The organism is Kitasatospora sp. NPDC001159, assembly GCF_053598235.1.
This window is the reverse complement of sequence record NZ_JBSFJV010000080.1, coordinates 17,233-35,385: the sequence shown is the minus strand read 5'-3', so window position 1 is coordinate 35,385 and position 18,153 is coordinate 17,233. Positions and strand designations below refer to the sequence as shown.

General features: G+C 73.1%; 16 protein-coding genes. 5 read left to right on the top strand and 11 right to left on the bottom strand.

Annotated features, from left to right (window positions below; all coding sequences use genetic code 11):
- Positions 1 to 93: 93 nt before the first annotated feature.
- The 3 genes from ACWC9T_RS30970 to ACWC9T_RS30960 all read right to left on the bottom strand — a co-directional run bounded on the left by ACWC9T_RS30970 (position 94) and on the right by ACWC9T_RS30960 (position 2,650).
- Complete coding sequence (locus ACWC9T_RS30970) at positions 94 to 900, bottom strand: universal stress protein (RefSeq protein ID WP_449824360.1); 807 nt, start codon at positions 898 to 900, stop codon at positions 94 to 96.
- Between the two features lie 15 nt (positions 901 to 915).
- A complete protein-coding gene (locus tag ACWC9T_RS30965; RefSeq protein WP_449824359.1) occupies positions 916 to 1,518 on the bottom strand; it encodes a CBS domain-containing protein in 603 nt (200 codons plus the stop codon).
- Positions 1,519 to 1,954: 436 nt separating this feature from the next.
- The gene (locus ACWC9T_RS30960) at positions 1,955 to 2,650 is read right to left on the bottom strand and encodes a CBS domain-containing protein (RefSeq protein ID WP_449824358.1); all 696 of its coding nucleotides are present in this window, start codon (positions 2,648 to 2,650) and stop codon (positions 1,955 to 1,957) included.
- Positions 2,651 to 2,811: 161 nt separating this feature from the next.
- Here ACWC9T_RS30960 and ACWC9T_RS30955 point away from each other — a divergent pair, with 161 nt between their 5' ends.
- Positions 2,812 to 4,260 carry an MBL fold metallo-hydrolase RNA specificity domain-containing protein gene (locus tag ACWC9T_RS30955; RefSeq protein ID WP_449824357.1) on the top strand — a complete coding sequence of 483 codons (1,449 nt, stop codon included), beginning with the start codon at positions 2,812 to 2,814 and terminating at the stop codon, positions 4,258 to 4,260.
- A gap of 166 nt (positions 4,261 to 4,426) precedes the next feature.
- On the opposite strand, the gene ACWC9T_RS30950 is transcribed toward ACWC9T_RS30955, so the two are convergent.
- The 3 genes from ACWC9T_RS30950 to ACWC9T_RS30940 form a co-directional block, all read right to left on the bottom strand.
- Positions 4,427 to 4,879, bottom strand: coding sequence for a universal stress protein (locus ACWC9T_RS30950; RefSeq protein ID WP_449824356.1), 453 nt, complete (start codon positions 4,877 to 4,879; stop codon positions 4,427 to 4,429).
- Positions 4,880 to 5,223: 344 nt separating this feature from the next.
- The gene (locus ACWC9T_RS30945; protein WP_449824355.1) at positions 5,224 to 7,596 is read right to left on the bottom strand and encodes a SpoIIE family protein phosphatase; all 2,373 of its coding nucleotides are present in this window, start codon (positions 7,594 to 7,596) and stop codon (positions 5,224 to 5,226) included.
- Positions 7,597 to 8,349: 753 nt separating this feature from the next.
- Complete coding sequence (locus ACWC9T_RS30940) at positions 8,350 to 8,718, bottom strand: hypothetical protein (protein WP_449824354.1); 369 nt, start codon at positions 8,716 to 8,718, stop codon at positions 8,350 to 8,352.
- 190 nt (positions 8,719 to 8,908) lie between these two features.
- Here ACWC9T_RS30940 and ACWC9T_RS30935 point away from each other — a divergent pair, with 190 nt between their 5' ends.
- The 4 genes from ACWC9T_RS30935 (at position 8,909) to ACWC9T_RS30920 (ending at position 12,330) form a co-directional block, all read left to right on the top strand.
- Complete coding sequence (locus tag ACWC9T_RS30935) at positions 8,909 to 9,154, top strand: DUF1918 domain-containing protein (protein WP_449824353.1); 246 nt, start codon at positions 8,909 to 8,911, stop codon at positions 9,152 to 9,154.
- A 12-nt stretch (positions 9,155 to 9,166) separates the two neighbouring features.
- Positions 9,167 to 9,853 (top strand): cation-transporting P-type ATPase, encoded by a 687-nt coding sequence (locus tag ACWC9T_RS30930; RefSeq protein ID WP_449824352.1) that lies wholly within the window; start codon positions 9,167 to 9,169, stop codon positions 9,851 to 9,853.
- Complete coding sequence (locus ACWC9T_RS30925) at positions 9,817 to 11,151, top strand: nicotinate phosphoribosyltransferase (RefSeq protein WP_449824351.1); 1,335 nt, start codon at positions 9,817 to 9,819, stop codon at positions 11,149 to 11,151. Before ACWC9T_RS30930 ends, ACWC9T_RS30925 begins: the two co-directional genes overlap by 37 nt.
- 300 nt (positions 11,152 to 11,451) lie before the next feature.
- Positions 11,452 to 12,330: a universal stress protein gene (locus tag ACWC9T_RS30920; RefSeq protein WP_449824350.1), complete on the top strand. Its 879-nt coding sequence runs from the start codon at positions 11,452 to 11,454 to the stop codon at positions 12,328 to 12,330.
- Between the two features lie 356 nt (positions 12,331 to 12,686).
- Here ACWC9T_RS30920 and ACWC9T_RS30915 read toward each other — a convergent pair whose 3' ends face one another.
- From ACWC9T_RS30915 to acsA, 5 genes are read right to left on the bottom strand one after another with little or no spacing between them, the layout of a single operon-like run.
- A complete protein-coding gene (locus ACWC9T_RS30915) occupies positions 12,687 to 12,929 on the bottom strand; it encodes an acyl carrier protein (protein ID WP_449824349.1) in 243 nt (80 codons plus the stop codon).
- On the bottom strand, positions 12,926 to 14,251 hold the full coding sequence (locus tag ACWC9T_RS30910; RefSeq protein ID WP_449824348.1) for a dihydrolipoamide acetyltransferase family protein: 1,326 nt from the start codon (positions 14,249 to 14,251) through the stop codon (positions 12,926 to 12,928). Before ACWC9T_RS30910 ends, ACWC9T_RS30915 begins: the two co-directional genes overlap by 4 nt.
- A 1-nt stretch (position 14,252) precedes the next feature.
- A complete protein-coding gene (locus tag ACWC9T_RS30905) occupies positions 14,253 to 15,245 on the bottom strand; it encodes an alpha-ketoacid dehydrogenase subunit beta (RefSeq protein WP_449824347.1) in 993 nt (330 codons plus the stop codon).
- Positions 15,242 to 16,264, bottom strand: coding sequence for a pyruvate dehydrogenase (acetyl-transferring) E1 component subunit alpha (gene pdhA, locus ACWC9T_RS30900; protein ID WP_449824346.1), 1,023 nt, complete (start codon positions 16,262 to 16,264; stop codon positions 15,242 to 15,244). Before pdhA ends, ACWC9T_RS30905 begins: the two co-directional genes overlap by 4 nt.
- On the bottom strand, positions 16,261 to 18,054 hold the full coding sequence (gene acsA / locus ACWC9T_RS30895) for an acetate--CoA ligase (RefSeq protein ID WP_449824345.1): 1,794 nt from the start codon (positions 18,052 to 18,054) through the stop codon (positions 16,261 to 16,263). The genes pdhA and acsA overlap by 4 nt, the downstream gene beginning before the upstream one ends.
- Positions 18,055 to 18,153 lie beyond the last annotated feature (99 nt).

Here is an 18,153-nt window from a genome sequence, read left to right as displayed (position 1 = left end):
GTACGGGCTGGGGCGTGTCCATGGCCTGCTCCCTGACGTGCGCGGACAGTGGCACCACCGATTCTGCGCGTCCACACCGCGAACCGCACCGGGTCAGCCGCGCGCAACGACGACGACCGGGCACCAGACGCCGTGGATCACCGCCCGGGTGACCGGGCCGAGGTGGTGCCCCGTGCGGCCGAGCACCAGCAGACCGGCGGACCGGGAGGCGTCCACCAGCGCGTCGGCGGCCCGGGCACGCCGGACGTCCCGGACGGCCTTCGGCGCCGTCTCGCGCGCGAGCAGGTCGGCCAGGGTGCTCTCCTCCACTTCAACGAGGAGCGCCTGTTCCGCCGCGGAGAGGGACCACCAGGTTTCGGGCGGCATCCAAGCGTGGACGACCCTCAGCGGGACGCCCGAGGCCAGTGCGGCCTTCCGGGCGAACGCGAGGACGGCCTCGGCGGGGTCGTGCGCGTCGATGCCCACGACCACGTCCCGGGGCGGCCCGGTCGGTCCGGGCGTCGCCCGGACCAGGACGACGGGGCAGGGTGCGTGAGCCGCGACGGCCAGGCCCACCGAGCCGAGCAGTCCATGGGGAGAGGAGGAGCCGAGCACCAGCAGATCGGCCGAGGCCGCAGAGGCCGTGATCCCGGAGGGTGCGTGCTCGTCGACCAGCACGGTGTCGACGTCCAGGCCAGGGTGATTGGCCCGAATCCAGTCCGCGGCGTCGGCGAGCATGCCGAGCGCCCGTCCGCAGGCCTCGCTCACGCCGGGCAGCCCGGGCGCCGCGTGCAGCGGCCAGGGCCAGGCATACAACAGCCGCAGCCGGGCACCGCGTCGGACCGCCTCGTCCGCGGCCCAGCGAGCGGCAGCCAGGCTCTCTGGCGAACCGTCGACAGCCGCCAGCACGGGCGCGGTCACGCGGGTCCGCCCCGGTCAGGCCGGCTCGGTGAGCCGGATCTCGACGCCCACCACGCCGGGCACGGACCGCACCAGGCGCCCCAGGACGTCGGCGGAGACGGCGTCGGGCAGATCGCCGGACAGGGTGATACGTCCGTCCCTGGACCGCACGTCGATGTCCATCGGCGCCGACGGGCCGAGGGTGGCCGTCAGCTCGAAACGGACGCGGTCGGCCAGCTCGCGGTCGTCCTCCAGGTAGACCTTGAGCAGGTCGCCCCGGCTGACGATGCCCACCAGGTAGTCCTCCTCGTCCACGACCGGGAGCCGCTTGAGGTGTCCACGGGCCATCGCCCGGGCGGCCTCGTTGAGCGGGCTGCCGGGGTGCACGGTGACCGCCGGGACGGACATCATCCGCCCGGCGGTCAGGGCGTCGGCGCGCTCGCCGTCCCGGTCCCGGGCGGTGAGCAGGTCGGCCTCGGAGACCACGCCGATCACCCGGCCGTCACCGGTCAGCACGGGCACCGCGCTGACGTGCCAGCGCTGGAGCGTCTCGGCGACCTCGCGGAAGTCCGCGTCACGGCCGACGGCCACCACCGCGCGGGTCATGACGTCGCCGACGGTGTTCAGTGTCCGCTTCACGATGTCCTCCTTCCGTACCGAGCCCGCTCGGGCGGGCTCTCAGCTCCATCACATCCCCCCTGTGCGGGACCTTACGAGGGCCCAGCGGTACGTCGGCCGACCGCCGAACGGCGACGACGACCAGGCCGAACGGCCCTGATCCGGTCCAGGCGCCCGATGCATGACGGAGTCAGCTACTCCGGTCCGATCCGCAAGATCAAATGCCGTGTCCAGCCTGGACGGGACTGGCACGTGTGGCCAAGCCCCCCGCGGGGCACTCCCACGCGGGGGTTCAGCGCAACGTGGCCAAGGGTTCGAGCAGCCTCGCCACCCGAGCGCCATGCGCTTCACCAGGAAGGGTGAGCCGGACGTGCTCGTGGCAGCCGTGAACGAGGCCATCGCGAGTGCCGCGCGCCAAGCCCCGGCCGCTTGCTGACCGGCGGGAGTACCCGGCCGGCTACCGGCCCGCCTGGTACTCCCGAGGGTGTTCGAGCCGCGGGCTGGTGTCGTCCTCGGCCCAGTCGAGGGTGGCGTGGACGGCGACCACGCCGTCCACGGCGCGGCACAGCTGCTCGGTGATCGGGATCAGGCTCCGGCGGGGCAGCCGCCCCTTCAGCGTGACGACGCCGTCGTGCACCGCCACCTCGACGTCGCCGGGGGCGAGCCAGAGGGTCTGGCCGAGCACGTCGTGGTTGATCTCGTCCCGGATGGCCGCGTCGTGACGGAGGAAGATCTCCAGCAGGTCCCGGCGGCTGACGATGCCGACCAGGCGGCCGACCTCGTCCACCACGGGCAGCCGCTTGACCTTGTGCTTGTCCATGGCGCGGGCGGCCTCGGGCACCGACCAGGCCGGGCGGGCGGTGACGGCGGGGCTGGTCATCAGCCCGCCTGCGGTCTCGGCCTCGGCGCGGGCGCGGTCCTTCGCGTCCAGCCAGCGGCCCGGGTAGCGGCCCTCGGGGTCGGGCAGCACGGCTTCCTTGCGGATCAGGTCGGCCTCGGAGACCATGCCGAGCGGCTGGCCCTGGTCGTCGATCACCGGGATCGCGGTGATGTCGTTGCGGTGGAACAGCGCCGCGATCTCCTTGAACGGCGTGTCCGGCCCGGCGGTGACGACCTCCCGGGTCATCACGTCACTGACGCTACGGTGCTGCATCGTCCTCACTCCTCCTCGGGTGATCCCGCCTTCACTGTCCGCCCGCCAGGAGCCGCCGGACAGGGCCGTACGGTCCCTGCCGCCTGGGCCGGTCCGGCCCAGGACAGGGCGGTCGGACGGCAGGACGATGGGAGGAACCTCGACCCGTGCAGGAGGCGGCCATGACGGACATCCCGAGAGACACCGCAACGGGCGGCACCGAACCCCGGCGGCCGCAGCCCCGCCCGGGCCTGCTGACCTTCCTCGGCGGCGTGGGCACCGTCACCGGCAGCAAGTTCCTGGTCGAGACCGACCACGCCCGCCTGATGATCGACTGCGGCCTGTTCCAGGGCCTGGCCGAGCTGCGCCGCCTGAACCGCCGCCCGCTACCGCTCGACCCGGCCGACGTCCGGGCGGTCGTGCTCACCCACGCCCATCTGGACCACTGCGGCTACCTGCCCCGGCTGGTCCGCGACGGCTTCCGCGGACCGGTGCTCACCACCCCCGACACCGCCCGGATCGCCGAACTGATCCTGCGCGACAGCGCCCACCTGCTGCGCGAGGAGGCGGACCACGCCAACGAACACGGCTGGTCCAAACACCGACCCGCCCAACCGCTCTACGACGACAAGGACGTCGAGAACGCCCTGCGGATGTTCGACCCCGTCCCGCTGGACACCGACGTCGAGATCACCGCCGGGAACGTGCTCCGACTGCACCGCGCCGGACACATCCTCGGCTCCGCCTGGGCCCACCTCACCCTGGAGGACGGCCACACCATCGCCGCCAGCGGCGACCTCGGCCGCCCCGTCCACCCGCTGCTGCGCCCGCCCGAGCCGTTCACCGGCGCCGACGTCCTGCTGATGGAGTCCACGTACGGCCACCGCCACCACGAGGAGACCGCCGCCCGCGAGTGGTTCGCCCGGGCGCTGGAACGCACACTCGCCCGGGGCGGCACCGTGGTGATCCCGTCCTTCGCCGTCGACCGCACCGAGGTCGTCCTGCACCAACTCACCGAGCTGCGCCGGGCCGGCCGACTGCCGGGCGGCATGCCCGTGTACGTGGACAGTCCGATGGCGCTGGCCACCCTGCAGATCTACCGGGAGGCCTTCGCGGCCGGCTCCGACCAGTTGCGCCCGGACCTCCTCGCCAAGGGCCCGACCGCCCTGGACCCGGAGCCGTTCACCCTGATCCACTCACTGCAGGACTCGCTCGCCCTGGACCACACCCACGGCCCGGCCGTCATCGTCTCCGCCTCAGGCATGGCCACCGGCGGCCGCGTCGTCCACCACCTGCGCCGGCTGCTGCCCGACGCCCGCAACACCGTCGTCGTGGTCGGCTACGCCGCCGAGGGCACCCGCGCCCGCGATCTGGTGGACGGCGCCCGCACGCTGAAGATGTACGGGACCTACGTGCCGGTGCGCGCCGAGGTCGTCAACGTCCCCGCCTTCTCGGCACACGCCGACGCCGCCGAAATCATCGAGTGGCTCCGCCCAGCCCCGCCCCCGAGCGCGGTCTACCTCGTCCACGGCGAGCCCGAGGGCTCGGAGGCACTGCGCGACCGCATCGACCGCGAACTCGGCTGGACGGCCGTGGTCCCGCGCTCGGGCGAGCGGGTGCTCGTCCGGTAAGGAAACGCCGCCCGGAAGCGCCGGTCACCTCGGATCGGTCGCTGCGATGCGCCCACGGCGGTCCAGGTGGTCCACTCGACCGGCTGGGCTCCATCGGCTGGGCAGCCATGCCGCGTGAACGACCGAGTTGGTACGCCGTCAGCCGCGCTGCGGGGCACCGGGGGTGTCAGCTGGCGCTGTCGCGGATCACCACGACCGGGCAGGGCGCGTGCTGCACGCAGTACTGTCCGACGGAGCCCAGCATGGCGCCGGTGAAGCCGCCGAGGCCGCGGTGGCCGAGCACCAGCAGCGACGCCTGTTCCCTGGCCGCACCCAGCAACACCGAGGCGGGGTTGCCCTCCCTGACCCGAAGCTTGATCTCCACCGGCGGTTGCGCACCTACGGCCTTTTCGACGTTCTCCGCCAGCGCCACGTGCGCGAGGTCGGCGAGCTTCGCCCCCTCGGCGACCGCAACCGCGCCGCCCCACCCGGAGAACGGCGGTTCCCAGGCCATCACCGCCTCCACCAAGGCGTGGGTGAACCCGGCTTGTCGCACCGCCCAGCGCAGTGCCTGCCTGGACTGCTCGGAACCGTCGACCCCGACGACGATCTTCTCGTCGTGGACCTGTTCTTCTGCCATGGCCTCGCCTTTCCGATCGAGCCGTCGATGACGCCGGGCCGGCAGCCGCCCGATCAGGGCCGGGCACCTGCCACCGGGTAGGTGGGTCGGGCCCGCCGAGGCGTGCGGGTGGTGCGAGCAACACCCGGAACCGAGCGCACTGCTCCCATGTCTGCAGGATCGCCCTCGCGTGCCGGGTCCGCATGTGGACCCGGCGGCTCCGGCCGGATGCTCCGTGCAGGTCGGCCAGCTGGCCCCCACCGCCGGCCGACCCACCGAGGGGCCGTGGGAGGGGAAGCGCCGAGGTTGCGGATGACGATCGGCACGTTTCTCGACCCTTACCCGTGCTCGTTCCAGGGGATGGTTCACGGTCGGTTGGGGGTGAGGGGCTGTTCGGTCCAGATGGTTTTGCCGCGGTGGGTGTGGCGGGTGCCCCAGCGGTGGGTGAGCTGGGCGATGAGGAGGAGGCCCCGGCCGCCTTCGTCGGTGGTGCGCGGGTGGCGCAGGTGGGGGGCGGCGCTGCTGTTGTCGGTGACCTCGCAGATCAGGGCGCGGTCGCGGATCAGACGCAGCTGGATGGTGCCGCCTGCGTAGCGGATGGCGTTGGTGATCAGTTCGCTGACCACTACCTCGGTGGTGAAAGCCAGTTCGGAAAGGCCCCAGTTCGAGAGTTGACGGTCAGCCAGGGTGCGGGCCGTGGCGACGATCGCCGGATCGCTGGGGAAGGTCCACGATGCCACCGCATCGTCTCCCAGGACGCGGGTCTGTGCGATGAGGAGGACCACGCCCTCCGCCGGGCGGCCGGCCAGCTCGGCGTAGATGACGGCATCGCAGGTCTCCTGCACCGATGCGCCGGGATGAGCCAGGACGCGCCGCAGTCGGGAGTGTCCGTCCGGGGCTTCGCGGCGGGTGAGGCTGTCGGTGAACAGTGCGATCAAGCTTCCCGCGGGCAGTGACACCTCGACTGCCTCGAACGGCAGCCCGTTGCCTCCCAGCGGCGGCCCCTCCGGTGCCTGGAGGCATTCCGTCAGGCCGTCGGGGTAGGCGACGACCGGTGCCGCGTGCCCGGCCCTGGCCAGGGTCAGGCACTGGGCGATGGGATCGTAGACCGCGTAGACGCAGGTCGCCATGGTCGGCTGCTCAACCGGCGGGCGGTCGTCGGCGGCCTGCTGGGCTTCTTCGGCGAGGTGGACCATCAGGTCGTCCAAGTGCGCCAGCACCTCCTCGGGAGTCAGGTCCAGGGCGGCCAGGCTGTGTGTTACGGACCGCAGGCGTCCCATGGTGGCCGCGACGTGCATGCCGTGGCCCGCGACCTGCCCGACCGCCACCGCGGTGCGAGCCCCGGACAGTGGGATGACGTCGTACCATCCGCCTCCTCCGGCACTGGTCGGCAGATGGCAGGAGGCCACGTCGAGGGCGTTTTGGGCAGGGTGCGTCTGCGGCAGCAGGCTGCTCTGCAGGGCAAGGGCCGCGGTGCGCTCGCGGGCATAACGGCGGGCGTTGTCCACGCACACCGCGGCCCGGGCGGCCATCTCGGTGACCACGGTCAGATCGCCATCGTCGAACGGCTCACGCGTAGCGGACCGGTAGAAACCTGCCACGCCCAGCACGACGCCGCGTGCTGTCAGGGGCACGGTCATCAGGGAATGCACGCCGCCGGTGCGCAGGCGTTCGGCCCGCAGCGAGTCGCGGGCCAGCCACTCGGCCTCGTCATCGACGTGCCGGACCAGGCGGGGCCGCAGGTCGGACAGGCACTGTGTGAAGGGCGTGGGGAAGTCGAACGTCGTCTTCTGCCCGACGGCGTAGGCAGGCTGCAGGCCGGCGGCCTCGGTGGTCCGGAACGCGGCGTGGTGGAAGGTCACCTCGACGGTGAGCGGGCCGGGTGCAGGCGCTTCGCCGTGGTAGACCGCGTCGAGGATGTCCACGCTCACCGCGTCGGCAACCCGACCGGCGACGACCTCGGCCAGTTCCTCGGCGGTACTGGTCACGTCCAGCCGGGTGCCGATGCGCCTGCTGGCGTCGTTGAGCAGTTCCAGCCGCACCCGGTCGCGGTACCGATCCGTGACGTCGATCGCGACGCTCGCCACCCCGAGGGTGTCTCCCGCCGGATTCTGCAGCCGGAACGCCGACATGGAGAACACCCTTTGCCGACGGGGATCGGCTGGCGGGTACCCGGCCTGGATGAAGTCGATGACCGGCTCCCCGGTGTTCAGGACCTGCCGCAACAGGTCCTCGACCACATCCGTCACCACGCTCAGGGCGACATCGCGTCCGCGACGCCCGATGATCTCCTCAGCGCGCACGCCGCGCATCCCGGAGGAAGCGGTGTTGAACCGCACCACCTGCAGATCCGTATCCATCAGGTGCAGGCCCACCGGCGACTGGGTCAGCAGCGCGTCCAGCACCGCCCGGTCGAACTCGCCGGGATCCGCTCCACGGGCAGGGGCCAGGAAGACCACCCAGCCCGCTTCGGACGCCGCGTCCAGGAGCGGGCACGTCCACAGCTCGATGTCCAGCGGCAGACCGGACCGGTCCCGCATCGTGACGCGGAAACCCCCGCGCATCGGCGGTTCACGCGGGACGGGCCAGGACACGCCCTCGGAGGGCCTGGTCAGCAACGACGACAGCGGCCGGCCCACGACCTCCTCGGCTCGGTAGCCGACCAGCGCGGTGGCCTGCTCACTCCATCCCGTGATCAGCCCGCCGGCATCCAGCAGGACCCTGGCAAGTGCCACCATCTGCGCCTCCGTCGCGCCCTGTGGAGCATTCACGGCCTCAGACCGAATGCCGCACTTCGCGGCGTCGTGGCGTCCGCCGCCGGGCCCCCTCGACATCGAGATCGGCGGGGGGAGTTCGAGGACACCTCGAAGACGGCGTGGCGGCGAAACAACGCCGCGTGATCAACACCCGTCATCGTGCCACTCCCCCATGGCAAAGTTCGCGGCCCCCGCTTCCAGCCTACGAGCCCCTCGGCGTTCCTGCCCGTCACTCGATCTTGCAGTCACAGGGGCACAGGGGAGTGCGCGCGGACCGGCGAGGCTCCCCTCGGGCGAGCTGCGCCGGCGGCATGTGGCCGCGATGAACCCATCCGAGTTCACCGAGCGGATCTCCGTCTTGCGTGTGGCAACTGCCACCCGGGAGCACAACGGCACGAACACTGCGGCGTACGTGAGGCAACCGAACGTGGGCATCGCCGGCCGGCGGTGGTGTCGATCGCATTCCGGGCGCCATCAGTTCCCCCGTTCTGCGTTCAACTGACGGCTCCAGGCCGCGAGCCCCGGAGTCGCCGAACTCTCCGACGCGGTTGCGGATGGTGTTCACCGCCGGTCGGTGGGGTGACGGCGGATCAGCCTGTTCGGGCGGGCCGACAAGCCCTGCCGCGCAGGGCCCCGGCGGCCGCCCGCCCTCGGTGGGCTGGAGCTGGACCTGCGCTACCGCGGCCACACCGAGGCGACGAGACCCACCGCTTCCACCTCTGAGACCGGGCCCACTCACCGACGCCCGGACCAGCGCGGCTCCACCTGCGCCCAGGCGGACTCCCAGCCTGCCGCCGCTCGCCGATCCAGCGCGCGGCGGCGCAGCGCGAAGGCCCCCTCCGCGCCCGGCCCGAGCACGGACACCGTGCCGAGGCCCACAAGGACGGTGTCCGAGAGGATCTCCACGGTCCCCTTGGGCGCGCCGACCGGGTACCCGACGTCGTTCAGCCCGACCGGGACGGCCGCCCCCGCGAGCGTGCCCCTGGTCAGCCGGGCCTCCGCTACAGCCCCACGCAGCGCCGCTCTGGACAGGCGTGCGCCGTCCGCACCGACGATGATCCGCCGTATCTCCGTTGCCCGGCCAGCGCCGTTCATCTTGTTCATCCCCCTGCGGTGCGGGCATTCCGCTGCGCCCACACTCCCCAGCGCACCGTCCGCCGTGCACCGGCCGCTTGGGTCGGCGGGCCCCTTGCCCGGGACCGTCCGGCCCGTGCGGCGCCCGGCCTGCCGTGGTGGCATGGGAGTACGGACGACCGGGCGCGCCCCGGCCCCGCACCGACCCAGGGAGGACGGCATGAAAGCCGCCGTGGGAGACCGCATCATCGTCCAGGCCACCCGGCCGGGCGCGGCACGCAGGGACGGCGAGATCGTCGGCCTGCACCATCCGGACGGCAGTCCGCCGTGGGACGTGCACTGGTCCGACAGCGACCGGGTGACCGAGTACTTCCCCGGCCCGGACGCCCGGATCCACCACTACCACCACGCACCCGAAGACGCCGCGGCGACCCTACCGCCCCACCCGCACCTGTTCGCCGACTGACGGACCGCCGCCGTGCCCGTCTCAGCCCAGGGGCTCGACACCACCTCTGGCCTGACCACCGCCGAGGCCGCGCGGCTGCTCGCCGAACACGGCCCGAACGAGGTCGCCGCCGACCATCGGGGGCCGCTGTGGGCCCGGGTGGGCGCCCAACTGCGCGATCCCCTGATCGCGGTGCTGCTCGCGGCCGTCGCGCTGGCCCTGGCCGTCGCGCTGACCCTCGCCATCGGCGACCACCCCGACGCGGTGGTCATCGCACTGGTGATCGTGGTCAACACGACCGTGGGCGTCGTCCAGGAGGTCCGGGCCGAGAGCGCCGTCGCGGCGCTGTCGCGGCTCTCCGCCCCCGCCGCGCGGGTGCTGCGCGACGGTGCGCAGCGGAAGGTCCCCTCGGCCGGGATCGTCCCGGGCGACGTGGTGGCCCTAGCCGAGGGCGACATCGTCCCGGCCGATGCCCGGCTGGTCGAGTCGGCGGCGCCCCGCCTCTTCCTCCCCGCCGCCGTCCTCGCCCCCCGCCGCGCTGGCGGCGGGCGCCCTGTACCTGCCGTTCCTGCGCGACGTGCTCGACACCGTGCCGCTCACCTGGGGCGATCTCGCCGCACCCGCCGTCGCCGCGCTCGCCGGATTCGTAGCAGCCCGCCTCCGCAAGCAAGGAATCTGACGCCATGTCGAACGCCCAGGTCACCGACCTGTACGAGGTGACGATGGCCCTCTCCTATCTGCGGGAGGGCATGACAGCACCCGCCACGTTCAGCCTCTTCGTCCGGAAGCCGCCGCCCGAACGAGGTTTCCTGGTCGCGGCGGGCCTGGAACCGGCCCTCGACTACCTCGCCGAACTCCGGGTGGACGAGACCGACGCGACCGCATTCGCCGAAGCACTGGACCGCCCGTACGCCGATCTGAAGCCCCTGCTGGATCTGCGCTTCACCGGTGAAGTCCGGGCCGTGCCGGAGGGGCGGATCGCGCTGCCAGGGGAGCCGCTGTTGGAGGTCACCGCGCCGCTGCCGGAGGCGCAGTTCGTGGAGTCGTACCTGCTCAACCAGGTGTGCCACCAGAGCGCCGTGGCGTCGAAGTCCGCCCGGTGCGTGCTTGCCGCGGCCGGGCGGCCGGTGGTGGACTTCTCACTGCGCCGCACCCACGGCGTCCCGGCGGGCGCCCAGGCGGCGCGGCTGGGCGCGATGGTCGGCTTCGCCGGGACAAGTAACGTGGCGGCGGCCCATGCGTACGGGCTGCGGGCGGTGGGCACCATGGCGCATTCGTACGTCGAGGCGTTCGGCGACGAGGCGGCTGCCTTCCGCGCGTTCGCCCGTGCCCATCCCGGGCCGGTGACCTTTCTGGTCGACACGTACGACACCGCACGCGGGGTCGCCGTAGCCGCCCAGGTACTGCGGGAGTTGGGGCTACAGGAGGGTTGTGCCGTACGGCTCGACAGTGGGGACCTGGGAGCGTTGGCGGTCACCGCTCGGCGGATCCTGGACGGGGCCGGGCTGCCCGGTGTACGAATCACGGCCAGCGGCGGACTGGACGAGTACGGGGTGGAGCGGCTGGTTGAGTCCGGGGCGCCGATCGACGTCTTCGCGGTCGGGACCCTTGTCGGGGTGTCGGCGGACGCGCCGTACCTGGATGCCGCGTACAAGCTGGTCGCGTACGACGGGCGGCCGATGATGAAGCTGTCGACGGGGAAGGTCACCGCGCCGGGGGCCAAGCAGGTGTTCCGGAGGCCGGGGCTCGTCGACACGATCGCGCTCCTGGACGAGCCGGCCCCGCCGGGGACGACGCCTCTACTGCGGACGGTCATGGCGGACGGCAAACGGACAAGCCCGCCGGGCACGCCCTCGGAAGCACGGGCCGCCTTCAAGGCCGATATCGCCCAACTCCCGCCCGCCGCACGCCGGATCCGCTCTCCTCAGATGCCCACCGCAGCCGTGTCCGAGCGACTGGCCGGCCTCACCGCCGACGTCCGCCGGCAGATCGAGCAGCAGATGCGCGCCACTCGGTAGGGCAGCCGACGGCCGGAGGGCGTCCGCAGGTCAAGCGGCGGGGGTTCGTGGGGGCGGGTCGGCCGGTGACGACCTTGATCCGGACCATCGTGGCCACCTCCTCGTTCGGTCTGTGCTCCACGCTGCCGCCGTCGACGGCCTGCCCCCAGGGCCCCGAGGGCCGACCCGAGCTGCCGGTCGGGGGTGTCACAGCAGGTGGGGCCGCCAGGCTCACGGCCCTGGGCCGGTCGGCCCTCGTGCCGGGCACCGGGCCTGCCTAGCGTGGGAGCAAGGTCCGGTCGTCTGGTCCGAGGAGGAGCGATGACACCCGTGAGTCCGGACGGCCCGCGCCGCCCCGTCGTCCTCGGCGTCGACGCGCTCGACACCGGCCGGATGACCGCCGTCTGGGCCGCCGACGAGGCCGACCACCGCGGCCTGCCGCTGCGGCTGGTGCACGCCATCCCGTCCCTGTTCCATGAGTTCCGCGTCTTCGACGAGGGCCACTACCGCAAGGCCCTGCGCCAGCGCGCCGACCAGGTGCTCGACCGGGCCGCCCGCACGGCCCGCGAACGGCACCCCGGCCTGGAGCTCGTCACGGCCGTCGACGAGGACCTCCCGGCCCTGGTGCTGTACCGGGAGTCCGTCCACGCCGAGCTGATCGTCCTGGGCTCCCGCCGGCTGGGGCGGACGGCCGAGCTGCTGAGCGCCTACTCGGTGACCGTCCCGGTGAGCGCCCAGTCCCCCTGCCCGGTGGTGGTCGTCCGCGACCCCGAGCACGTCACCCAGGACCCGCCCTACGTCGTGGTCGGCGTGGACGGCAGCCCGTCCTCGGAGGCCGCCGTCGACTTCGCCTTCGACCTGGCCGCCGAACGCCGTGCCGCCCTGCGCGCCATCTGGGTCTGGCAGCGCCCACCCGTCGGCAACCTCGACGAGCCAGCCACCGAACGGACCCTCCGCCGACTGCTCGTCGAGTCCACCGCCGGACGGCACGAGTGCCACCCCGACGTGACCGTCACCCACGAGCTGGTGCACGGCCACCCGGTCGAGGAGCTGGGCTCCGCCTCCGAGCACGCCCTCGCCGTGGTCGTCGGCCGCCGCGGGCAGGGTGGTTTCACCGGGATGCGGCTCGGCTCCGTCCCCTACGGCCTGCTGCACCGCGCGCACTGCCCGATCGCGATCGTGCCCACTCCCACGCACTGAAGCGCTCACACCGAAGCGAACCAGGTCCCCCCGGCCGAAGGCTGGGTGGAGGCTCGCCCGAAAGCCTCGCCGCCACCCGGTGGGCCGTCCGCGAGGCGCAGCGCCGCAGGTGCTCTCTCGCACTCCTCCAGTCGTGGCCCTCGCCGACGCGGGACGTCGGCAACACCACGGAACGTGCGGCGCCCGGTCGCGAAGCCGCCGCGAGGGCCGGGGCCCCCGAGGATTCAGCCCGGCCCTCGGCGCGGCTCCCTCTCCGTGCGCCGCCCCTCACGGCCAGACTCGCGCGCCCCGCACCGCCGCCCACAGGGCCGGACGATCCTGGAGACGACGGGGTCGAGCGGCGTCCGGCCGCGCGCTCAGGTTCGCTCGGCCAGGAGGGCCGCGCCCTCCGCGAGGGTGGTCAGGCGCGGGTAGTCGTCCTCGTCGATCCGGCACCCCGCCCGTTCGGACAGCCGCTCGACGAGGGTGAGGAAGTCGATGGAATCGAGTTCGAGCGCCTCCCGGAGGTCGGTGTCCGGTCCGATCCGCCCGAAGTCCGCGTCCGGAACGATCTCGGTCAGCAGCTCCTGGAGAAGGGCCAAGGCCTGGTCGTGGTTCACAGCTCCTCCGGTTTCTGCAGCAGCCGGTCGAGTGCCGCCAGGTAGCGGGCGCCGGTCGCCCCGTCGCTGGCACGGTGGTCCGCGGAGAGGGTGGCGGTGACCACCGGGCGGACGCCGAGCATGCCGTCGACGGCCCAGGGTCGTTCCACGACCTTGCCGAGACCCACGAGCGCGACCTGCGGCGGGTAGATGACGCCGAAGACGGCCTCCACTCCCTGGTCTCCCAGGCTCGTGACGGTGATCGTCGGATCGGAGGTCTCGGAGCCACGCAGCCGCCCGGCGCGCGCCCGGGTGACGAGGTCACGCAGCCGCGCCATCAGCTCGGCTGGCGACAGGTCGGCGGCGTCGTGGATGGCCGGTGCGACCAGCCCGCCGCCGCGCAGGGCGACGGCCACGCCAAGGTGGACCGCGGGCGCGGGGACGAAACCGCCGTCGGTCCAGAAACCGTTGAGCTGCGGCACCTCGCGGACCGCGAGGGCGGCGGCCTTGAGCAGCAATGCGGCGGGCACCAGCCGTTCGAGCACCGGGAGTTGACGGTTGCGTTCGCGCAGCCAGCCGACAGTGGCGGCGAGGTCGATGGTGGTGGAGAGGTAGTAGTGCGGGACCTCCCGTTTGGAACGGGCCATCAGGTCCCCGACGGCCCGGCGCATCGCCTGCCTACGGTCCCCAGCAGCCTTCTCCGGCGCGGGCGCCGGAGGCGCGGTCGAGGGCACGCATCGGCGCCCCGCGCTGACAGCGGCCCGGACGTCGGACACCCGGACCGCTCCGTCCGCACCCGTACCGGTCACCGTGGCGAGGTCGATCCCGGCCTCCGCCGCGACGCGCCGGGCCAGTGGCGTCGCCCGGACCCGGGCCCCGGACGACGGCGTCGGCGCGGCGGCGGCCGGCCGCCGCCTCCTGCTGCGGTTGCCCGGCACCGCGGCCACGACGTCGGCCCGGGTGATCCGTCCGCCGGGGCCCGTCCCGTGCACGGCGGCGAGGTCCACTCCACTCTCCTCGGCCAGGTGCCGGACGAGCGGGGTGGCCCCCGGCCCGCCGACCCGTGCCGGTGCCGGCTCCGGTGCGGGCACCGGCTCGGGCTCGGACTTCCCGGTGGCGATGACGGCCATGCCGGCGCCCACCGGGACCGTCGTCCCGGGTTCGACCAACAGCCGCTCGACCGTGCCGGCCTCGAAGCACTCGACCTCGATCGCCGCTTTGGCCGTGTCCACGACGGCCACGATGTCACCCCGAGCCACCTGGTCCCCCGGACGGACCAGCCACTCCAGGAGCGTTCCCTCGGTCATGTCGGCGCCGAGTGCGGGCATGGTGAACTCGGCCATCTCAACCGACCGCCCGCCGGGCCGCCGCCACGATGCCCGCGACCTGCGGAAGAGCAGCCTCCTCCAGCTGCCGGGCGTAGGGCACCGGCACCTCGGCCCCGCACACCCGTTCCACCGGCGCGTCCAGGTCGTAAAACCCCTGTTCCGCGATCCGCGCCGCGACCTCGGCCGACAGCCCCGCGGTGCGCCAGCCCTCGTCGATCACCACGGCCCGGTGGGTGCGTGCGACGGAGCCCAGGATCGTCGCGTCGTCCAGCGGACGGAGCGTCCGCAGGTCGACGACCTCGGCGTCGATGCCATCCACCGCCAGCCGCTCGGCGGCCTCCAGGGCCTTGCCGAGCGACCCGCCGTGGGTGATGAGGGTGACGTCGCTCCCGGCCCGGCGGACGGCGGCACTGTCCAGGTCCACCGGGGCGACGCCCGGGTCCGGCGTGCCGGTGACATTGTAAAGCGAGCCGTGTTCGAAGATCACCACCGGATCGGGATCCGCCACCGCGGGCGCCAACATGTACCGGGCGTCCTCCAGGGTGGCCGGGGCCAGCACCCGGATGCCCGGGATGTGGGCGTACCAGCCTTCGAGGCTGTGCGAGTGCTGGGCGGCGAGCTGGCGGCCGGCGCCGGTGGTCATCCGGATGACCAGCGGCACGGCGACCTGTCCGCCGGACATGTGCAGCAGCGTCGCGGCGTTGTTCAGGACCTGGTCCAGGGCGAGGAGGCTGAAGTTGACGGTCATCACCTCGACGATCGGCCGCAAGCCGGCGATGGCCGCACCGATACCGGCGCCCACGAAGGCCGACTCGGACAGTGGTGTGTCGCGGACGCGGTCGGGCCCGAACTCGTCGAGCAGTCCGAGGCTGACGCCGAAGGCGCCGCCGTACCGCCCGACGTCCTCGCCCATCAGGAACACCCGCTCGTCGGCCGCCAGGGCCTCGCGCAGCGCCTCCCTGAGCGCGTCCCGGTAGGTCGGCTCCCGAGCTGCCTTCGCCCCGGTCACGGCCGTTCCCCCACCGGGCTGTGCACGAAGCGCAGCAGGTCCTCCGGAGGTTCCAGCCCGCCCTTCCCGGCCTCCTCCACAGCCCGCTCCAGTTCCTCGGCGACCTCCTTCTCGACGAGATCGAGCCCGGCGTCGTCGAAACCGTCCTCGGCGCGCATCCGGTCGGTGAGGAGGGTGATCGGGTCTCGCTCTTTCCACCGCTCGATCTCGGCCTTGTCGCGGTAGAGGTCCGGGTCGTACATGGAGTGCGCACGGAAGCGGTAGGTGCGCAGTTCGAGGAAGTACGGGCCGGCTCCCTCCCGGACGGCCTGCGCCGCGCGCCGGACGGCCCGTTCGACGGCGAGGACGTCCATGCCGTCCACGGCCCAGGCGACCATCCCGTAGGAGGCGGCCCGGGCGGCCAGGTCGATCTGTGCGTGCTCACGGGCCAGCGGGGTGCCCATGGCGTACAGGTTGTTCTCGCAGACCATCAGCAGCGGCAGGTCCCAGAGCGCGGCGAGGTTGGCGGTCTCGTGGAACTCGCCCTCGGCGACCGCGCCGTCGCCGAAGAAGCAGCACGTCAGGTTCGGCCGGCCATGCATCCGGTCGGCCAGTGCCAGGCCGGCCGCCACCGGGATGCCCCCGGCGACGATGCCGTGGCCGCCGTAGAACCGGCGGCCCACGTCGAAGAGGTGCATCGACCCGCCCCGGCCCCGGCTGCAGCCGGTGACCCGGCCGAGCATCTCGGCCAGCACCGCCGCCATGGGAATGCCTCTGGCGAGCGCGTGGCCGTGTTCGCGATACGTGGTGACCACCGAGTCCTCGGGCGTGAGCGACTGGTGGACACCGACGGACACGGCCTCCTCGCCGATGCACAGATGGACGAAGCCGCGGATCTCTCCGGCGCTGTAGAGCTCGACACACCGCTCCTCGAAGCGGCGGATGCGCAGCATCCCCCGCAGCAGGTCGTGCCGGTGTTCGCGGCCGGTCGGCGGTCTGGGACTGCTGCGGTGGGGGTTCGCGACGGTTCGGCGGGTCATGCCGTCTCCTCCAGGGTCGACAGGTCGCCCTCGGGCAGGCCCAGTTCGCGGGCCCGCAGCAGCCGCCGCATGACCTTGCCACTGCGGGTCTTCGGCAGGTGCTGGTCGAAGGCGATCTCGCGCGGGGCGATGGCCGGGCCGAGCCGCCGCCGGGCGAACGCGGTAAGGTCCCGGGCGAGTCGGTCACCCGACTCGAACCCGGGCTTGAGCGAGACGAAGGCCTTGACGACCTCCCCCACCACGGGGTCGGGGCGGCCGATCACCCCTGCCTCGGCCACCGCGGGATGCTCCATCAGCGTGCTCTCGACCTCGAACGGGCCGATCAGGTGCCCGGCCGACTTGATCACGTCGTCCGCCCGCCCGACGAACCAGTAGTAGCCGTCGGCGTCGCGCCGGACCACGTCCCCCGTGAGGTACCAGCCGTCGGCGAAGCAGGACCGGTAGCGCTCCTCGGCACCGAGGTAGCCGCGGAACATCGACGGCCAGCCGGGCCGCAGGGCCAGCTCGCCCTCCGCCCCCGGTCCATAAAGCACCCGAACCCGGCCGTCGGTGACCTCCGCGCGCCCGTTCGGCCCGCGGGCGAGGACGCCGGCCGTCACGCCGGGCAGCGGCCGTCCCATCGAGCCGGGCCTGATCTCGGTGTCGGCGACGTTGGCGATCATGATGCAGCCGGTCTCGGTCTGCCACCAGTTGTCGTGGATCGGCAGGCCCAGGATCTCCGGCCCCCAGCGCACCGCCTCGGGGTTAAGCGGCTCGCCGACACTGGCGACGAACCGCAACGCCGAGAGGTCGAAAGAGCGGGGCAGGTCCGGCGGGCTGCCCCGGGGGCTCATCCGCATCAGCATCCGGATCGCGGTCGGCGCGGTGTACCAGACGCTCACCCGCTGCTCGGCCAGGATGCCGTACCAGCGCCGGGCCTCGTACTCGCCCGCGTCGACGACCATGGTCACCCCGTGGGTGAGCGGCGCGATGATCCCGTAGGACGTCCCGGTCACCCACCCCGGGTCTGCGGTGCACCAGAACACGTCATCCGGGCGCAGGTCCAGGGCCAGTGCGGCGGTCGCATGGTGGGCGACCACGGCATCGTGCACGTGGACCGCGCCCTTCGGGGTACCGGTCGTCCCGCTGGTGAAGTGCAGCAGCGCCATGTCCTCGGGGTCGGTCTCCGGGATGGTGAAGTCCTCGGACGCGCCGGCCGTCAGGGCGTCGAACGCGATGGTCCCGGGCAGGTCCCCGGCACCCGGGCCGACGATCAGGACGTGGTCCAGTCCGGGCAACCCGTCGCGTCCGTCCGCCACCTTGCGGCGATACAGCTCCGCAGTGGTGACCAGGACCCGCACCTCCCCGAGCCGCAGCCGCTCCGCCACCGGCGCCGGGCCGAAGGCGGGGAACAGCGGGCAGAACACCGAGGTGTTCTTCAGCGTCCCCAGGACGGACACGTACAGCTCCGGGCGGCGGCCGAGCAGCGACGCGACCCGGTCCCCCTTCCCGACACCGAGGGCCCGCAGCCCGTTGGCGAAGCGGTTGCTGCGCCGGGCGAGTTCGGCGTACGACACCGGGGTGACCGTACGGTCCGCGGCGATGCAGCGCAGTGCGACCTTGTCCCCGCGTCCGGCCGCCACGTGCCGGTCCACGGCCTCGTACGCGATGTTCAGCCCGCGCCGTCCGGGAAGCCCGTCGAGCTGCGCCCGGGCCCGCTCCCAGACGGGGTCGGGGCGCCCGGGCGCCCCGACCCCGCCCGTGCCCGCTACCGACCCCGGTGCACGTTCCTGGACCACGTCGCCGTCCACGGCGGCTCCTTCCGCACCGCGGGCCGGTGTCCGGGCCCGCTCCCCCCATCGTCCGGCGGCTTCCGAACCTCCGCGAGACGGCGTCCGGCCGTTCATCAG